Annotated in this window: 17 protein-coding genes; 13 read left to right on the forward strand and 4 right to left on the reverse strand. The window is 61.6% G+C overall.

What is annotated here, in order from left to right; genetic code table 11:
• Positions 1-36 precede the first annotated feature (36 nt).
• Together L085_RS10775 and L085_RS10780 are read left to right on the forward strand one after the other, a co-directional pair.
• Positions 37-2163, forward strand: a complete 2127-nt coding sequence (locus L085_RS10775; protein WP_081835515.1) for a S9 family peptidase — start codon at positions 37-39, stop codon at positions 2161-2163.
• A gap of 122 nt (positions 2164-2285) precedes the next feature.
• Positions 2286-4526, forward strand: coding sequence for a TonB-dependent receptor (locus L085_RS10780; protein ID WP_044030730.1), 2241 nt, complete (start codon positions 2286-2288; stop codon positions 4524-4526).
• A gap of 22 nt (positions 4527-4548) precedes the next feature.
• Here L085_RS10780 and L085_RS10785 read toward each other — a convergent pair whose 3' ends face one another.
• The 3 genes from L085_RS10785 to amiA all read right to left on the reverse strand — a co-directional run bounded on the left by L085_RS10785 (position 4549) and on the right by amiA (position 6871).
• On the reverse strand, positions 4549-5004 hold the full coding sequence (locus tag L085_RS10785; protein ID WP_004936514.1) for a YaiI/YqxD family protein: 456 nt from the start codon (positions 5002-5004) through the stop codon (positions 4549-4551).
• Positions 5004-5924, reverse strand: a complete 921-nt coding sequence (gene hemF / locus L085_RS10790) for an oxygen-dependent coproporphyrinogen oxidase (RefSeq protein ID WP_015378680.1) — start codon at positions 5922-5924, stop codon at positions 5004-5006. The genes L085_RS10785 and hemF overlap by 1 nt, the downstream gene beginning before the upstream one ends.
• Positions 5925-5989: 65 nt before the next feature.
• Positions 5990-6871, reverse strand: a complete 882-nt coding sequence (gene amiA / locus L085_RS10795; protein ID WP_033632425.1) for an N-acetylmuramoyl-L-alanine amidase AmiA — start codon at positions 6869-6871, stop codon at positions 5990-5992.
• 204 nt (positions 6872-7075) lie between these two features.
• Here amiA and L085_RS10800 point away from each other — a divergent pair, with 204 nt between their 5' ends.
• On the forward strand, positions 7076-7501 hold the full coding sequence (locus tag L085_RS10800; RefSeq protein ID WP_004936504.1) for a GNAT family acetyltransferase: 426 nt from the start codon (positions 7076-7078) through the stop codon (positions 7499-7501).
• A gap of 41 nt (positions 7502-7542) precedes the next feature.
• On the opposite strand, the gene L085_RS10805 is transcribed toward L085_RS10800, so the two are convergent.
• The gene (locus L085_RS10805) at positions 7543-7941 is read right to left on the reverse strand and encodes a YgiW/YdeI family stress tolerance OB fold protein (RefSeq protein ID WP_033632426.1); all 399 of its coding nucleotides are present in this window, start codon (positions 7939-7941) and stop codon (positions 7543-7545) included.
• Positions 7942-8114: 173 nt separating this feature from the next.
• Between L085_RS10805 and L085_RS10810 the strand changes: the two genes are divergently transcribed.
• The 10 genes from L085_RS10810 (at position 8115) to L085_RS10855 (ending at position 17646) form a co-directional block, all read left to right on the forward strand.
• Positions 8115-8579 carry a DUF2919 domain-containing protein gene (locus L085_RS10810; protein WP_044030731.1) on the forward strand — a complete coding sequence of 155 codons (465 nt, stop codon included), beginning with the start codon at positions 8115-8117 and terminating at the stop codon, positions 8577-8579.
• A 156-nt stretch (positions 8580-8735) separates the two neighbouring features.
• Entirely contained in the window at positions 8736-9323 is a 588-nt protein-coding gene (locus L085_RS10815) for an RpoE-regulated lipoprotein (protein ID WP_004936494.1), read from the forward strand.
• 177 nt (positions 9324-9500) lie between these two features.
• On the forward strand, positions 9501-10400 hold the full coding sequence (locus L085_RS10820) for a Dyp-type peroxidase (protein WP_004936493.1): 900 nt from the start codon (positions 9501-9503) through the stop codon (positions 10398-10400).
• 200 nt (positions 10401-10600) lie between these two features.
• On the forward strand, positions 10601-11623 hold the full coding sequence (locus tag L085_RS10825) for a sulfate ABC transporter substrate-binding protein (RefSeq protein ID WP_044030732.1): 1023 nt from the start codon (positions 10601-10603) through the stop codon (positions 11621-11623).
• The gene (cysT, locus tag L085_RS10830) at positions 11624-12463 is read left to right on the forward strand and encodes a sulfate/thiosulfate ABC transporter permease CysT (protein WP_044030733.1); all 840 of its coding nucleotides are present in this window, start codon (positions 11624-11626) and stop codon (positions 12461-12463) included. It begins immediately after the preceding gene.
• The gene (cysW, locus tag L085_RS10835) at positions 12463-13338 is read left to right on the forward strand and encodes a sulfate/thiosulfate ABC transporter permease CysW (protein ID WP_044030734.1); all 876 of its coding nucleotides are present in this window, start codon (positions 12463-12465) and stop codon (positions 13336-13338) included. The genes cysT and cysW overlap by 1 nt, the downstream gene beginning before the upstream one ends.
• A complete protein-coding gene (gene cysA / locus L085_RS10840) occupies positions 13328-14416 on the forward strand; it encodes a sulfate/thiosulfate ABC transporter ATP-binding protein CysA (protein ID WP_004936479.1) in 1089 nt (362 codons plus the stop codon). The genes cysW and cysA overlap by 11 nt, the downstream gene beginning before the upstream one ends.
• 82 nt (positions 14417-14498) lie before the next feature.
• Positions 14499-15380 carry a cysteine synthase CysM gene (gene cysM / locus L085_RS10845; RefSeq protein WP_004936477.1) on the forward strand — a complete coding sequence of 294 codons (882 nt, stop codon included), beginning with the start codon at positions 14499-14501 and terminating at the stop codon, positions 15378-15380.
• 256 nt (positions 15381-15636) lie between these two features.
• On the forward strand, positions 15637-16317 hold the full coding sequence (locus L085_RS10850; RefSeq protein ID WP_044030735.1) for a response regulator transcription factor: 681 nt from the start codon (positions 15637-15639) through the stop codon (positions 16315-16317).
• 6 nt (positions 16318-16323) lie between these two features.
• Positions 16324-17646: an ATP-binding protein gene (locus tag L085_RS10855; protein ID WP_044030736.1), complete on the forward strand. Its 1323-nt coding sequence runs from the start codon at positions 16324-16326 to the stop codon at positions 17644-17646.
• The last annotated feature ends 14 nt before the right edge of the window (positions 17647-17660 follow it).

The raw sequence follows: 17660 nt of genomic DNA on the forward strand, positions 1-17660 counted from the left end.
CGCCGCCGTCCGCCTTTTCAAACTTCGTGAGGGATTATGAACCCGCTGTTATTCACCCCGCGTCGCCGCATCGCGGCCGCGCTCTGGCTTTCTTTAGGCGTCGCCGGCGCCGCGCTGGCGCAACCGCAGCCGCCGTTGGCGGAACGGGCGCCGAAAGCGCTGACGGCCCACGGCGAGACGCGCACCGACGATTACTACTGGCTGCGCGACGACAGCCGAAAAGAGCCGAAGGTGCTGGACTACCTGAAGGCGGAGAACCGCTACACCGAGCAGATGATGGCGCCGTACCAGAAGCTGCGCGCCACGCTGTATCAGGAGATGCTGGGCCGCATGAGCCCTGACGATCGTTCGGTGCCGTATCAGCTCAACGGCTATCGCTATCAGGAAAGCTACGCCGCCGGTAAAGATTTCGCGCGGTATCAGCGCCAGGCGCTCACCGCCGACGCGCCGTGGCAAACCCTGTTGGACGCCAATCAGCGCGCGGCCGGCCATGCCTATTATCGCCTGGGGGCGATGGACATTAGCCTGGACAACCGCCGCCTGGCGGTGGCCGAAGATCTGCAGGGCCGCCGCCAATACCGCATCTCCCTGCGCGAGATAGGCAGCGAACGCTGGTCGCCGGAAACGCTGGAAAACACCTCCGGCAACATGGTGTGGGCCAACGACAACCAAACCCTGTTCTACGTGCGCAACCACCCGCAAACGCTGCTGCCGTATCAGGTCTACCGCCATCAGTACGGGACGCCGACGGCGCAAGATAAGCTGGTGTACCAGGAGAACGATCCGGCGTTCTACCTCAGCCTCGGCCGTTCTTCTTCGCGTGACTACCTGATACTCACCATCAGCGGCAACACCACCTCCGAAGTGCGCCTGATCGACGCCAACCAGCCGCAGCGCGAGCCGCAGCTATTCGCTGCCCGGCAAAATGGCCGCGAGTATTATCTCGATCACTACCGCGGCGAGTTCTATCTGCGTTCCAACCATCAGGAGCCGAACTTCGGCCTGTATCGCACGGCGGTGGCGGGCAAACCCTGGCAGACGCTGATTGCGCCGCAGGCGCAGCACGAGGTGGAGAGCTTCAGCCTGTTCCGCGACTGGCTGGTGGTGCAGGAACGCGCCAACGGGCTGGTGCAGCTGCGGCAAATCAGCTGGGACGGTAAAACTGAGCGCGCCATCCCGTTCGACGACGCCAGCTACATGGCCTGGCTGGGCTATAACCCGGAGCCGGACAGCGATCGGTTGCGCTACGGCTATTCGGCGATGACCACGCCGACCCGCACCTATGAGTGGGATCTGAACAAGGGCGAGCGCACCCTGCTCAAGCAACAGGAAGTGAAAGGCGTCGATCCCAGCCTGTATCACAGCGAACGCATTTGGATCACGGCGCGCGACGGCGTGAAGGTGCCGGTCTCGCTGGTGTATCGCAAATCGCTGTTCAAAAACGGGCATAACCCGCTGCTGGTCTACGGCTATGGCGCTTACGGCATGAGCATGGATCCGGCGTTCAGCGCCAACCGTATCAGCCTGCTGGATCGCGGCTTCGTCTATGCGCTGATCCACGTGCGTGGCGGCGGCGAGTTGGGGCAGAGCTGGTACAAACAGGGCAAGCTGACGCACAAACCGAACAGTTTCAACGATTTCATCGACGCCACTCAGGCGTTGATCAACGGCGGCTACGGCCAACCGGGACGCATCTATGCCATGGGCGGCAGCGCTGGCGGTTTGCTGATGGGGGCGGTGATCAATCAGGCGCCGCAGCTGTACAACGCGGTGGTGGCACAGGTGCCGTTCGTCGACGTGGTGACCACCATGCTGGATGACAGCATTCCGCTGACCACCGGGGAATACGAGGAGTGGGGCAACCCGCACCAGCCGGCCGCCTATGCGCTGATGAAGTCCTACAGCCCGTACGACAACGTGCGCAAGCAGCATTATCCGAACCTGCTGGTCACCAGCGGTTTGTACGACTCGCAGGTGCAGTATTGGGAGCCGGCCAAATGGGTGGCGAAGCTGCGGTGTTTCAAACAGGGCGATTCGCTGTTGCTGCTCTCCACCGACATGACCGCCGGCCACGGCGGCAAATCGGGCCGCCTGGCGCGGCTGGAAAACGGCGCGCTGGAGTACGCCTTTATTTTGGCGGCGGATCGGCAGACGCAGAAATAACCTTCAGCGCCGCGGCACGCTGCGGCGCAATAAAACAATAACAATCTTTTATCGCGCGTTTCGGCGGGCTTTTTGCTGGGCATTGTCGGCCATCAAACCTTATTGGCTATTTCTGGGGATATATGAAAATCAAAATGATAGCGAGCCTGATCGGCGCGGGACTGGCGCTGCACGGGCCGGCTGCGGCCGCACAGGAACAGGCGGAAAATAATAAAGGCAGCGTGGCGTTCAGCCCGCTTAACGTCTCGGCCGCCGACGGCGGCAAGAGCAGTGAAAAAGAGGCGTTGGCGAGGCCTGGCGCGTTCAGCTCGCGCGATGAAAACAAAAATCTGGAGTCGGTAGACAGCATTCTGCGCAGCATGCCGGGCACCTATACCCAGATTGACCCCGGCCAGGGATCGGTCAGCGTCAATATTCGCGGCCTGAGCGGCTTCGGCCGGGTTAACACCATGGTCGACGGCATCACGCAAAACTACTACGGCAACTCCCCGAGCGATGCAGCGCACGGCGGCATGCCCACCAGCCAGTTTGGGGCGCTGATCGATCCTAACTTTATCGTCGGCGTCGACGTGGCGCGCGGCAACGCCACCGGTTCCGACGGGGTGAATGCCCTGGCGGGCAGCGCCAATTTCCGCACCATCGGCGTGGATGACGTGGTGTTTTCCGACAACCCCTTCGGCGTGCGCACCAAGTTCTCGGTGGGCAATAACGGCATCGGCCGCAGCGGCATGATCGCCGTGGGCGCCAAAACCGCCGCCTTTGCCGACGGCGGCAGCCTGGGGGCGATGGCGGCGATCAGCGGCAGCTCCATCACCTCCAACTACAAAAACGGCGCCGGTTTCGACAGCGAGATGTTCAACGTCGATCAAACCTACCGCCAGAACCCGAAATCCCAGCTGTTCAAAGTGGACATCAAGCCGGATGCCTTCAACAGCATCGAACTGTCGGCGCGCAGCTACCAGAATAAAATCACCCGCCGCCACATCGACAGCGACGATTTTTACCTCAAATACCACTACGCGCCGTTCTCGGAACTGATCGATTTCAAATTGACCGCCAGCACCAGCCGCGGTGAGCAGAAGTTCATGTCCAACAACATGGCGGGGTTCAGCGACAGCACGGCGAAAAACATTTCCGATGCGCTGGATATCAATAACACCAGCCGTTTCAGCCTGCGGGATATTGATTTCGCCTTCAGCTACGGCGGCAAGCTGGTGCGCAACGAGTATAAGAAAAAGGCATCCGGGCTGGTGACGGATCAGGATCAGGCGGAAAGCATGCCGGTGGGCATTGCCGGCAAACAAGATATCTCCAGCCTGTACAGCGGGTTGCAGGCCAACTACGGCATCTGGCAGGGGAATTTCGACCTGAACTACACCGCCTATCGCCTCTCCGGCTACAAGCCGGCCTGTGATGAGCGCGTAGAGTGCTTCCCGCAGGGCGCCGGCACTATCAACCGCAACGAACACGGCTTCAACCCGTCGGTCATGCTGTCGGCGCAGGTGACGCCGTGGCTGCAGCCGTTCGTCAGCTACAGCAAGTCGATGCGCGGGCCGAATATCCAGGAAGTGTTCTTCGCCAACAGCGGCGGCCAGTCGATGAACCCGTTCCTGAAGGGCGAAAAAGCGGAGACCTGGCAGGGCGGGTTCAACGCCAATGCCCACGATCTGTTGTTCAAGCAGGACAGCTTCCAGCTGAAAGCGGTCTATTTCGAAACCAAGATCAAAAACTACATATCCAGCCAAACCTACCTGGTGTGTAAAAACCGTCAGAAGTGCAACCGTTCGCAGGCGACGCAGGAAGAGTGGGATAACGCGGACATCAACGTCAGCATGACCATGTACAGCAATGCTCCCGATCCGGTCAAAACGCGCGGGGTGGAACTTGAAGCGCTGTACGACGCCGGTTTCGCCTTCACCAAACTGTCGTTAAGCAAGGAGCATACCTCCCAGCCGACCAACCAGGCCAGCAACGTATTCGGCGCGGGCGATATCAGCGAGCTGCCGGAATTCTACTTCACGCTGGACAGCGGGGTGCGCCTGCTGGACGAGAAACTGACGCTGGGCGGGGTGGTGAAATACACCGGCAAGTCGGTGCGCCTGTCGCCGGACTCTGATTACGATGAGAATGAGCAGTTGCTGAAAGAGCCGGCGCCGCATATTCCGACCATTATCGATCTGTACGGCACCTATCAGGTGAATCGCAATCTGCTGCTGAAGCTCAGCGTGCAGAACCTGATGGACAAAGACTATTCAGACGCGCTGAACAAGATGAACTCGCTGCCGTCGCAGTCGCAGTATGAGACGCCGACCAACACCGCCCGTGGGCGGACTTATATCTTCGGCGGGGAGGTGCGCTTCTAAACCGCAGCAGAGCAGGGCGCAGTCACTGCGCCCGTTTCGCCTGCAGCAGCCATTTGTCCAGCTCGTTGGCGAACTGCTGGCGGTCGCGCTGGTTCAGGGCGTTCGGGCCGCCGGTCTGAATGCCGCTGGCGCGCAGGGTATCCATAAAATCGCGCATGTTGAGGCGCTCGCGGATGGTGTCCGGCGTATAGCGCTCGCCGCGCGGGTTCAGCGCCACTGCCCCTTTCTCTATCACCTCCGCCGCCAGCGGGATGTCGGCGGTGATCACCAGATCGCCCGCTTCGCAGCGGCGCACGATCTCGTTGTCGGCCACGTCGAAACCGGCCGCCACCTGCAGCGAACGGATGTACTTCGACGGCGGCGTGCGCAATGGCTGGTTCGCCACCAGCGTGACGGTGATGGCGGTGCGATCGGCGGCGCGGAACAGCACCTCTTTGATCACGTTCGGACAGGCGTCCGCATCGACCCAAATCTGCATCATTTCGGCTCCTGCAGCCAGTCGCGCACCGGCAGGAAATCGCGCGTCAGCGCCGCTTCCGGGCTGTCGGCCTCCGGCTGGTAGTTATATTCCCAACGCACCAACGGCGGCATCGACATCAGGATGGACTCGGTGCGCCCGCCGGTTTGCAGCCCGAACAGCGTGCCGCGATCCCACACCAGGTTGAACTCCACATAGCGGCCGCGGCGGTACAGCTGGAACTGGCGCTCGCGCTCGCCCCAGGTCAAGGCCTTGCGTTTTTCGACGATCGGCAGGTAGGCGTCGAGGAAGCCCTGGCCCACCGCGCGGGTGAAGGCGAAACAATGGTCGAAATCAGGGGTGTTCAGATCGTCGTAGAACAGGCCGCCGATGCCGCGCGCTTCGTTGCGGTGCTTGATGAAGAAGTAATCGTCGCACCATTGCTTGTATTTCGGGTAGACCTCGTCGCCGAACGGCGCGCACAGCTCGGCCGCGGTGCGGTGCCAGTGCACGGCATCCTCTGCGAAACCGTAGAACGGCGTCAGGTCAAAACCGCCGCCGAACCACCACACCGGCGCCTCGCCCGGTTTTTCGGCGATGAAGAAGCGCACGTTGGCGTGGCTGGTGGGTACATAGGGGCTGAGCGGGTGGATAACCAACGAGACGCCCATCGCCTGGAAGCTGCGCCCGGCCAGTTCCGGACGGTGCGCGGTCGCCGAGGCCGGCAGGGTGGCGCCGGAGACGTGCGAGAAGTTGACCCCTGCCTGTTCGAACACCGCGCCGTTGGTCAGCACGCGGCTGCGGCCGCCGCCGCCTTCTTCACGCGTCCATTGGTCTTCGGTGAACACGGCGCCGCCGTCGGCCTGGGCGAGCTGCGCGCAGATGTGATCCTGCAGCGCCAGCAGGAAGGATTTTACTTCAGCGATGTTAGGTAAACTCATGCGGGGTCTTTATAGCGTCTGGCTGAACAAGGCGCTGAGTATACTCTTATTCGCCGCCCGCGGCATCAGCGGGGTTTGCGTTGGTGTGCGTCGAAATAGTCGAAGAAGTTGATGATGCCGTCCGCGATGGCGCGGGCGATTTTCTCGCGAAACGCGGTGGTGCCCAGCAGCCGCTCTTCGTTCGGGTTGGTGATGAACGAGGTTTCCACCAGCACCGAGGGGATGGACGGGGATTTCAGCACCGCAAACGCCGCCTGTTCGGTGCTGTCGCTGTGCAGATGGTGCACCGGGCGAATTTGGCCGAGCACGTGGCGGCCGAGCGTCAGGCTGTTGTTGATGGTGTCGGTTTGCACCAGATCGAACAGCACCTGCTGCAGGTAGTTGTCCTGATCCTTGTACTTGCCGCCCGCCACGTCGTCCGCGGCGTTTTCACGGTTGGACAGGTAGCGCGCCATGGCGCTGCTGGCACCGCGGTTGGAGAGGGCGAACACCGAAGCGCCGGAGGCCGACGGGCTGGTGAAACCGTCGGCGTGAATCGAAATGAACAGATCGGCCTGGTGCTGGTGGGCGATCTCCACCCGCTGGAACAGCGGAATGAATTCGTCTTCTTCGCGCGTCAGGCGCGCCTCGACGTGATCGTGCTCATGCAGGAAACGGCGCACGTGGTTGGCGATTTCCAGCACGATGTGTTTTTCCTGCGAGCCTTCGTGGCCGACCGCGCCGGAGTCGATGCCGCCGTGGCCGGGATCGATCATCACCCGCTTTTTGCCGCCGGCCGGTTTCGCCGCCGGTTTGCTGTGCTGATTGCGCAGCAGGCCTTCCGCCTTGGCGTTTTGGCTTTTCACGCCGAACAGCGCCACCGCCAGGCCGGAAAGCAAAAGTTGGCGTCGCGTCGGGGAAACGGTAAGCGGTTTAAAATTGAGGAAGGGTTTACCCTGCTTTTTCATTACGCAACGCTCCGTCGACGTTTCTATTTTGCGACGTTATATCGTATTGATAATCATTAATCGACCCGATAACTATTTCCATTTATTACGCCTGTTACCGGCGATTCCTGGGCAAATAGCGCGCTAAATCGCAGTTTGATATTGCGTAAGTGAATAATCACGCGATAATCAGATAAACACCTTAATTAACAGCGGCCAACATCGATGGAAATTCGCGTATTTCGACAAGACGACTTTGAAGAAGTCATTACCCTGTGGGAGCGCTGCGATCTGCTGCGGCCCTGGAACGATCCGGAGATGGACATCGAGCGCAAGCTGAACCACGATCCGGAGCTGTTTCTGGTGGCGGAAGTCGGCGGCGAAGTGGTCGGTTCGGTGATGGGCGGCTATGATGGGCACCGCGGCTCGGCGTATTACCTCGGGGTGCATCCCGACTATCGCGGGCGCGGCATCGCCAATGCGTTGATCAACCGTCTGGAGAAGAAGCTGATCGCCCGCGGCTGCCCGAAAATCCAGATCATGGTGCGCGAAGACAACGACACGGTGGTTGAGATGTACGAGAAGCTCGGCTACGAAATCCAGGGCATCACCAGCCTGGGCAAGCGGCTGATCGAAGATCAGGAATATTGATCGAGCGGCGGACGGCGGTATAGCCCGCCCGCCGCAGCGCATTACGGCAGCTTTTTGACGGTTTTTACGTCCACTTCCACGCTGCTCCAGTCTTTATCCACTTTCCCTTCCAACTGCACCTTGTCTTTCGGTGTGACGGTTTGGCCGTTCCAGCGCTTGCGATCGATCTCGACCGTCAGGGTGCCGGTGGCGTCGCGGAAGGTGTAGGTATCGTCGCCGATGCGCTGCTCGATGTTGCCCTGCAGCATCACCCAGGTGTCGTCGCTCAGCGATTTCACCTTGTCCACGGTGGTCAGCGCCGCGCTGGGGCCGGAGAAACCGCCCTGCGGAGCGGCTTGCGTTTGTGCCTGCGGCGCGGCCGGATCGAGGAACCCGCCTTGTTGCGCCAGTACCGGTGCGCTGCACAGCGCGATCAGAGCAGCCAGAGTCAGTTTTTTCATGTTGCGCTTCCTTATCGTTATCGAAAATCACATCCCGCTGATATCGGGTGCTTGCTTGGTGATAAGGATTAAAACACGCCGATCTTAAGAGCTTCTTAAGCCGACGCATTGAAATTCTCGCTGGCGGCGCCCATCTGTAGCCATAGTCTTTATTCTGTGGCAAGGAACGAGCGTTGAAGCCATTCTCCCCCCGGTTTTCCCCGGACGATTACGACCAGCATGGCGCGCTGCGGCTGCCGCTGGGATTTTGGGCCGTGCTGATTTTGCAGGCGCGCACCTGGCTGTTGTTCGTGATGGCCGGCGCTTCACGTGAGCAGGGCGAAAGCCTGTTGGCGCTGTTTTATCCGGATACCCAACGCTTTTGGTACGGCATGCTGCTCGGCCTGCCGGCGGCGCTGGCGTTTTTGCTGAGCGGCCGTCGCCACCAATGGCCGCGGCTGTGGCGCGGCTGGCGCTGGGGGCTGGCTGTCTCGCTGCTGGCGTCGCTCGGCGGCTCGCTGTTCAGCCTGTGGCGCCAGGACGGCGATGCGCCGGGGCTGGAGCTGGCGTTGGTGTTGCTCGACGCGCTGGCGCTGAGCTATCTGCTGCTGAATGCGCGCCTGAAAGCCTGTTTCGCGCCGCCGGAGCATACCGACTAATTGCCGAGAAGTGCGGCACTTTTCGCATTTTCCGCACTCCAAGCTGGCAACCGTTGGCGTAGTGCGGGCCGTTGTGAGAGGCTGGCATGCAGCAAAACGCCGAGTGCGGCAGGCGCGGGCTACCGCGCCGTGCCATTGATGTCTAAGGAGCTAGAGATGAATATTCGCCCCCTGTTGTTAGGGCTTCCGCTGTTACTGACCGGCTGTTCGAGCATGTCCAATTTCTCCTGGTCCAGCCTGTCGCCGTTCAACTGGTTCGGCAGCAGCCTGGAGGTCGGCGCCAAGGGCGTCGGCAAGCTCAACGCCGGCACGCCGATGTCGGAAAGCGCCATCAATGACGGGCTGGACGGCAACTACCGCCTGCGCGGCGGCATGGCGACCAACAACGGCCAGATCGTCTCTTATTACCAGGCGCTGTCCGGCGACGAAGTGAAACTGGTGATCACCGGCGAACCGAAAGGGCGCCTGCAGCGCGTGGACGTGCTGGATCCGAAAGTGGCGACGGAGTGGGGCAACAAGCTCGGCACGCCGTTCGGCGATATGTACAGCAAGGCGTTCGGCTCCTGTAAGCCGGGCAGCGGCGAAGACGCCGGTAAAGTGGAATGCGTGGCGGAGCAGAGCAAGTACGTTACCTACATCTTCAGCGGCAAGTGGGCCGGGGCGCAGGATATCATTCCGCCGGACGACACCCTGAAAAGCTGGACGGTCAGCAAAATCATCTGGCACGCCAAGCCGCAGCAGTAACGTGTTCAACGGGCGCCGGTTCGCGGCGCCTGCCTTTTCAAGCCATTACCCCTATTTTCTTTGCGCTGCTGCAAGGCAATCGTCCGCGCTTGCGGTATGATAGCGCGCGTTTGTAACAGGGAACCCGCGCGTCAACCGCCATACCTGTTGCCTGGTTTTGGTATTGAGGATAACAACATGACACAGGTTCAGAGCGGCATTCTGCTGGAGCACTGCCGTTTCGCCATTTTTATGGAAGCCAGCGTACAGGGCGAATTCGCCGACTTGCGCCAGGGCTGCAAGCAGTTTTGTCAGACCCTGAGCGAGCTGCAGCAGCAGTTCCCCGATGCGCGCCTCGGCGCGGTGATCGCTTTCGGTTACGACGTTTGGCACGATCTCTCCAGCGGCCAGGGTGCGAAAGAGTTGAAGCCGTTCACGCCGCTCGGCAAAGGGCTGGCGCCGGCCACCCAGCGCGATATGCTGATCCACATCCAGTCGCTGCGCCACGACGTCAACTTCACGCTGGCGCAGGCGGCGCTGGCGGCGTTCGGCAATGTCATCAAGATTGAAGAAGAAACCCACGGCTTCCGCTGGGTGGAAGAGCGCGATCTGAGCGGCTTCATCGACGGCACCGAAAACCCGCAGGGCGACCAGCGCCCGGCAGTGGCGACGATCGCCGAAGGCGAAGAGGACGCCGGCGGCAGCTATGTGCTGGTGCAACGCTACGAGCACAACCTGCGCCAGTGGCAGCGCTTTACCACCGAACAGCAGGAGCAGATCATCGGCCGCACCAAGCACGACAGCGAAGAGCTGCCGGCCGATCAGCGCCCGGATACCTCGCACGTCAGCCGCGTCGATCTGAAAGAGAACGGCAAGGGCCTGAAAATTTTGCGCCAGAGCCTGCCTTACGGCACCGCCAGCGGCAAGCACGGCCTGTTCTTCATCGCCTATTGTGCGCGCTTGCACAATATCGAGCAGCAGCTGCTGAGCATGTTCGGCGATCTGGACGGCAAACGCGACGCGATGTTGCGCTTCAGCCGTGCGGTCACCGGCAGCTACTACTTTGCGCCATCGCTGACGCGCCTGCTGTCACTTTGACGCCGTCGCCGAAGCCGGCGCGTCCGGCTTCGGTCTGTTTTCCCTTCCCAAAACGCCTCGCATTCCCTGCCTTATAGCGTTTGATGCTTGTAAATCACTAAACGGTATATAAAAGCGTTACAGCTCCGCACCGAGTTATAAATACACTGGTCGTCAATAAGGCGAAAGCCTGAAGGAATGACTCAGTGATAAGGTGCAGAATGAAACAAAACCGGGTTAAAAATCTCGTGCTGAAAGGTTGGCTGGCGGCTGCGCTGTTGGCGAGCGGCGCCGCGTCGGCGGCGGAATTGCTGAACAGCTCTTATGACGTTTCCCGTGAATTGTTCGTCGCGCTGAATCCCGGCTTTGAACAGCAGTGGAATCAACAGCATCCGAACGACAAGCTGACCATCAAACAATCGCACGCCGGCTCGTCGAAGCAGGCGCTGGCGATCCTGCAGGGCCTGCGCGCCGACGTGGTGACCTACAACCAGATCACCGACGTGCAGATCCTGCACGATCGCGGGCAGCTGATCCCGGCAGACTGGCAGGCGCGCCTGCCGAACAACAGCTCGCCGTTCTATTCCACCATGGCGTTTTTGGTGCGCAAGGACAACCCGAAGGGCATCCACACCTGGAACGATTTGGTGCGTGACGACGTGAAGCTGGTGTTTCCGAACCCGAAAACCTCCGGCAACGGCCGCTACACCTATCTGGCCGCCTGGGGCGCCGCCAACCAGGCTGACGGCAACGATCCGGCCAAGACCCGCGCCTTCATGACCCGCTTCCTGAAAAACGTGCTGGTGTTCGATACCGGTGGCCGCGGTGCGACCACCACCTTCGTCGAGCGCGGTTTGGGCGACGTGCTGATCAGCTTCGAGTCCGAAGTGAACAACATCCGCAAGCAATACGGTGAAGACAAGTACGAAGTGATCGTGCCGCCGGTCGATATTCTGGCGGAGTTTCCTGTGGCCTGGGTCGACAAAAACGTAGAGCGCAACGGCACCGAGCAGGCGGCCAAAGCCTATCTGAACTACCTCTACAGCCCGGCGGCGCAGCAGGTGATCACCAGCTTCTACTACCGCGTCTATGACCAGAAAGCGATGGCGGCGGCGAAAGGGCAATTCCCGGACACCCAACTGTTCCGGGTGGAAGACCAGTTCGGCGGTTGGCCGCAGGTGATGAAAACTCACTTCGCCACCGGCGGCGAGTTGGATCAGCTGTTAGCGGCAGGGCGCAAGTAAATGTTGGCGTTGTCGTCCAGTAAACGGGTGCTGCCCGGATTTGGCCTCAGCCTCGGCAGCAGCCTGTTTTATACCTGTCTGATCCTGCTGCTGCCGCTCAGTGCGCTGGTGATGCAGCTGGCGCAGATGAGCCTGGCGCAATATTGGGTAGTGATTTCCAACCCGCAGGTGGTGGCGGCGTACAAAGTGACGCTGCTGGCCGCCGGCGTCGCCAGTCTGTTCAACGCGGTGTTCGGCATGCTGATGGCCTGGATCCTGACGCGCTACCGTTTTCCCGGCCGTTCGCTGCTGGACGGCCTGATCGATCTGCCGTTCGCGCTGCCGACGGCGGTGGCCGGCCTGACGCTGGCCGGTCTGTTTTCCACCACTGGCTGGTACGGTCAGTGGCTGGCGCACTTTGACATTAAGGTCACCTTCACCTGGCTTGGGATCGCGGTGGCGATGGCGTTCACCAGCCTGCCGTTTGTGGTGCGCACCGTGCAGCCGGTTTTGGAAGAGCTGGGGCCGGAATACGAAGAGGCGGCCGAGACGCTGGGCGCCACGCGCTGGAAGAGCTTTCGCCGCGTGGTGTTGCCTGAGGTGGCGCCGGCACTGCTGGCCGGCACCGCCATTTCCTTTACCCGCAGCCTGGGCGAGTTCGGCGCGGTGATTTTCATCGCCGGCAACATCGCCTGGAAGACGGAAGTGACCTCGCTGATGATTTTTGTGCGTTTGCAGGAGTTCGATTACCCGGCGGCCAGCGCCATCGCCTCGGTGATCCTGGCGGCGTCGCTGCTGCTGCTGTTCAGCATTAACGTCTTGCAAAGCCGCTTCGGCAGACGTTTGGGAGGAGGGCACTGATGGCTGATGTTTCCGCCTTCAACGGCGCCGAGCGCCCGCGCGTCAACTGGGGCAAGTGGACGTTGATCGCCATCGGCACGCTGTTTTCGGTGCTGCTGCTGGTGGTGCCGATGATGTCGATTTTCGCCGAGGCCTTCTCCAAAGGGTTTGGCGCGATGTGGAGCAACTTGCTCGATCCGGACATGCTGCACGCCATCTGGCTGACGGTCTTGATCGCGCTGATCACCGTGCCGTTCAACCTGGTGTTCGGCACGTTGCTGGCGTGGCTGGTGACGCGTTTCACCTTCCCCGGCCGCCAGCTGCTGCTGACGCTGATCGATATCCCGTTCGCCGTCTCACCGGTGGTGGCGGGGCTGATTTATCTGTTGTTTTACGGCAGCAACGGCCTGCTGGGCGGCTGGCTGGACGCGCATAACATCCAGGTCATGTTCTCCTGGCCGGGCATGGTGCTGGTGACCATCTTCGTCACCTGTCCTTTCGTGGTACGCGAGCTGGTGCCGATGATGCTCAGCCAGGGCAGCCAGGAAGACGAGGCCGCCATTCTGCTGGGGGCGTCCGGTTGGCAGATGTTCCGCCGCGTGACGCTGCCCAACATTCGCTGGGCGCTGCTGTACGGCGTGGTGCTGACCAACGCGCGCGCCATCGGCGAGTTCGGCGCGGTGTCGGTGGTGTCCGGTTCGATTCGCGGCGAAACCTACAGCCTGCCGCTGCAGGTCGAGCTGTTGCAGCAGGATTACAACACCGTCGGGGCCTTTACCGCCGCCGCCCTGTTGACCCTGATGGCGATCGTTACCCTATTTTTGAAGAGCGCGCTGCAGTGGCGTCTGGAACGTCAAAACGCGCGTCTCGAGCGGGAGGAAAATCATGAGCATTGAGATTAACGGCATCAACAAGTACTTCGGTCGCACCAAGGTATTGAACGATATCTCGCTCGATATTGCTTCCGGTGAGATGGTGGCGCTGCTCGGGCCATCCGGCTCCGGCAAGACCACGCTGCTGCGCATCATCGCCGGGCTGGAAAGCCAGAGCGGCGGCAAGCTGGGCTTCCACGGCACCGACGTCAGCCACATGCATGCGCGCGACAGGCGCGTGGGCTTCGTATTTCAGCACTATGCGCTGTTCCGCCACATGACGGTGTTCGACAATATCGCCTTCGGCCTGACCGTGCTGCCGCGCCGCGAGCGGCCGAACGCCGCGGCGATTAAACAGAAAGTCACTCAGTTGCTGGACATGGTACAGCTTGGCCATTTAGCCAATCGCTACCCGTCGCAGCTGTCCGGCGGCCAGAAACAGCGCGTGGCGCTGGCGCGCGCCCTGGCGGTGGAACCGCAAATTCTGCTGCTGGACGAACCGTTCGGCGCGCTGGATGCGCAGGTGCGCAAAGAGCTGCGCCGCTGGCTGCGCCAGCTGCACGAAGAGCTGAAATTCACCAGCGTGTTCGTCACCCACGATCAGGAAGAGGCGATGGAAGTGGCCGACCGCATCGTGGTGATGAGTCAGGGCAATATCGAACAGGTTGGCTCGCCGGAGGAGATTATGCGCGAGCCGGCCAGCCGCTTCGTGCTGGAGTTTATGGGGGAAGTGAACCGTCTGAACGGCGAAATTCGCGGCTCCCAGCTGTTCGTCGGCGCGCACCAGTGGCCGCTGTCGTTCCAGCCGATGCACCAGGGCAGCGTCGATCTGTTCCTGCGCCCGTGGGAAATGGAAGTGGCGACCGAGAGCAGCGAGCGCTGCCCACTGCCGGTTCAGGTGTTGGAAGTCAGCCCGCGCGGCCATTTCTGGCAGCTGACGGTGCAGCCGATCGGCTGGCATCAGGAACCGATCAGCGTGGTGTTGCCGGAAGGCAACGCCACGCCGGTGCGCGGCGGCCGTTATTACGTCGGCAGCCTCAATGCGCGGCTGTATGCCGGCGATCAACTGCTGCAACCTGTTGCGTTAGCCAAAAGCGCCTGATAGGTTTTAGCCAGTCCTTTTCTTTAAGGCAACCCCGGGGTTGCCTTTTTACTTTACGCACACCAACACACAGGCAAAGATCGTGACAACGCTCGAACAATGCATCGGTAATACCCCGCTGGTACAACTGCAACGGCTGGCCGCCCAGGCGGGCAGCGAGGTATGGGTCAAACTGGAAGGCAATAACCCGGCGGGATCGGTGAAGGATCGCGCCGCGTTGGCGATGATCCAGCAGGCGGAGCTGCGCGGGGAGATCAAGCCCGGCGACGTGCTGATCGAGGCTACCAGCGGCAACACCGGCATTGCACTGGCGATGATCGCTGCATTGAAAGGCTATGCGCTGAAGCTGCTGATGCCGGAGAACATGAGCCTGGAGCGGCAGGCGGCGATGCGCGCCTACGGTGCGGAACTGATCCTGGTCAGCCGTGAGCAGGGGATGGAAGGGGCGCGCGATCTGGCGCTGGAGATGCAGCGCCAAGGGCAGGGCAAGGTGCTGGATCAGTTTAACAATTTCGACAATCCCTATGCCCACTTCACCACCACCGGCCCGGAGATCTGGCGCCAGACCGAAGGGCGCATCACGCACTTCGTTTCCAGCATGGGCACCACCGGCACCATTACCGGCGTGGGCGGTTACCTGAAGAGCCAGAATCCGCAGGTGCAGATCATTGGCCTGCAGCCGGCGGAAGGCAGCAGCATCCCCGGCATTCGCCGTTGGGCGCCCGCTTACCTGCCGGGTATTTTCCGCCCGGAGCTGGTGGATCAGGTGTTAGATATCGAGCAGCGCGATGCCGAGCAGACCATGCGCCAGCTGGCGCAGCGTGAAGGCATTTTCTGCGGCGTCAGCTCCGGCGGTGCGGTGGCCGGCGCCCTGCGCGTTGCGGCGGCTAATCCCGGCAGCGTGGTGGTGGCGATCGTCTGCGATCGCGGCGACCGTTACCTCTCCACCGGCGTGTTCGACTGACCGTTCCTTCCCGGCGGCGCGTCCCGCCGGGAAACGCCTTCTCACCTCCCTGTTACAGACTGCCTGTCCGGCCCGCCGACGCGGCGGCTATCGCCTGCTCGCGCGCCAATCCCCTGACTGAAGTAGAGAAATCGCGCGACAGCGGCCACACTAACGGTGGCGAGACGCCAAGAGCGATGTGTAAGGATTGAGTAAAACCGGCTGCGGGCCGGCGGAATTGGCGGGAAAATAACGAAAATCGGTGAAGGAGCAAGGCATGAAAATTTTACTGGTCGACGATGACCTGGAGCTTGGCACCATGCTGAGCGAATACCTGACGGGCGAAGGCTTCGACGCCACGCTGGTGCTGACCGGCAAGGCGGGGATAGAGGGCGCGCTGTCGGGCGACTATACCGCGATGATCCTCGACATCATGCTGCCGGATATGAGCGGCATCGACGTGCTGCGCGACGTGCGTAAAAAGAGCCGGCTGCCGATCATCATGCTGACCGCCAAAGGCGACAACATCGATCGGGTGATTGGCCTGGAGATGGGGGCCGACGATTACATGCCCAAGCCATGCTATCCGCGCGAATTGGTAGCGCGTTTGCGCGCGGTGCTGCGCCGCTTCGAAGAGCGGCCGCAAGAGGCGGAGGACGAGGCCGCCATCAGCTTCGGCGAGCTGACGCTGAACCCTTCAACCCGCAGCAGCGAATGGCGGGGCAAGGCGTTTGATCTGACGGCTTCGGAATTCAATCTGCTGGAGCTGTTGCTGCGCGCGCCGGACCGCGTGGTGTCGAAGGACGAACTGTCCGAGAAAGGACTGGGGCGCCCGCGCGAGGCCTATGATCGCAGCGTGGACGTGCATATCAGCAATATCCGCCAGAAGTTGAGCGCGCTGGCCGGCAGTAAGCTGAGCATCGAGACGGTGCGCAGCATCGGCTATCGCATACGGTAACCAGACATGCGCGGAAGACTGTTCTGGAAAATTTTGCTCGGCTTTTGGCTGACCTTTCTCATCATGACGCAGGCCTTGTGGGTGGCGTTTTCTCTTTATGGCGACCGCTATGTGCCGCCGGAGAATTCCATGGCGCGGCGGGCGATAGGCCTGCAGCTGACCTCCGCCGCCACCCAGTTGCGCAGTGGCGGCATGCCGGCGCTGGAAGCCCTGATGCGCGACTGGCCGGAGGACGATCGGCGTCTGCTGTCCGTTACGCCGATGACCCAACCGCCGCCTGAGCCGGAAGAACCGGTGTTTGAAGGGCGACGGATGCCGAAAGCGATTTCCGCCTGGGTGCAGACCGGAGAAGGGCAGGGTTACTGGTTGAGTTATAACGTGCGCGGGCTGCGGGAAGAGTATCGGCCGGAGCGGCGTTCCCACTTCTTCAACATTCCTGCGCCGATGCTGTGGGTCGGCGGGCTGGGCGGTTTGCTGTTCAGCGCCGTGCTGGCCTGGAACCTGACCCGGCCGATGCGCCAGCTGCGCGGCGGCCTGGATCGGGTGGCGCAGGGCGATCTGTCGGTGCGGCTGTACCCGAATATGCGGCGGCGTCATGACGAACTATCTGACGTGGCGCGCGATTTCGATACCATGGCCGAGCGGCTGGAGCTGCTGGTCAGCGCCCGCGAGCAGCTGTTGCACGATGTCTCGCACGAACTGCGTTCACCGTTGGCGCGCCTGCAGTTGGCCATCGGTCTGGCGCGGCAGAATGCCGGCAATGTCGAAACCTCGCTGAAGCGCATCGAACATGAGTCGGGGCGGTTGGACAAAATGATCGGCGAGCTGCTGGCTCTGTCGCGTACCGAACACAGCAGCCTGCCGGACGAAGAGTATTTCGATCTGTACGGCCTGGTGGACGCGGTGGTGAGCGATGCGCGCTACGAGGCGCAGGTGCCCGGCGTGGATATCGTGCTGCAGGCCGAATCGGATGTGGAGTACACCGTCAAGGGCAATGCGGAGCTGATTCGGCGTGCGGTGGATAATGTCGTGCGTAATGCGTTGCGCTTCTCCAGCCACGGCCAGCGGGTGACGGTGGCGCTGTCGCGCGTCGACAATCAGTTTCAGATCGCCGTCAGCGATCAGGGGCCGGGCGTCGAGGAGTCGAAGCTGTCGAGCATCTTCGATCCTTTCGTACGCGTGAAATCGGCGCTGTCGGGCAAGGGCTACGGCCTGGGGCTGGCGATTACCCGCAAGGTGGTGCTGGCGCACGGCGGCCAGGTTGAGGCTCGCAACGGCGACAAAGAGGGGCTGATCATCACTCTGCGCGTGCCGCGCTGGTCGTCATGACGCAGCGAGATGGG

The organism is Serratia sp. FS14, from assembly GCF_000695995.1.
GTDB lineage: Bacteria > Pseudomonadota > Gammaproteobacteria > Enterobacterales > Enterobacteriaceae > Serratia > Serratia nematodiphila.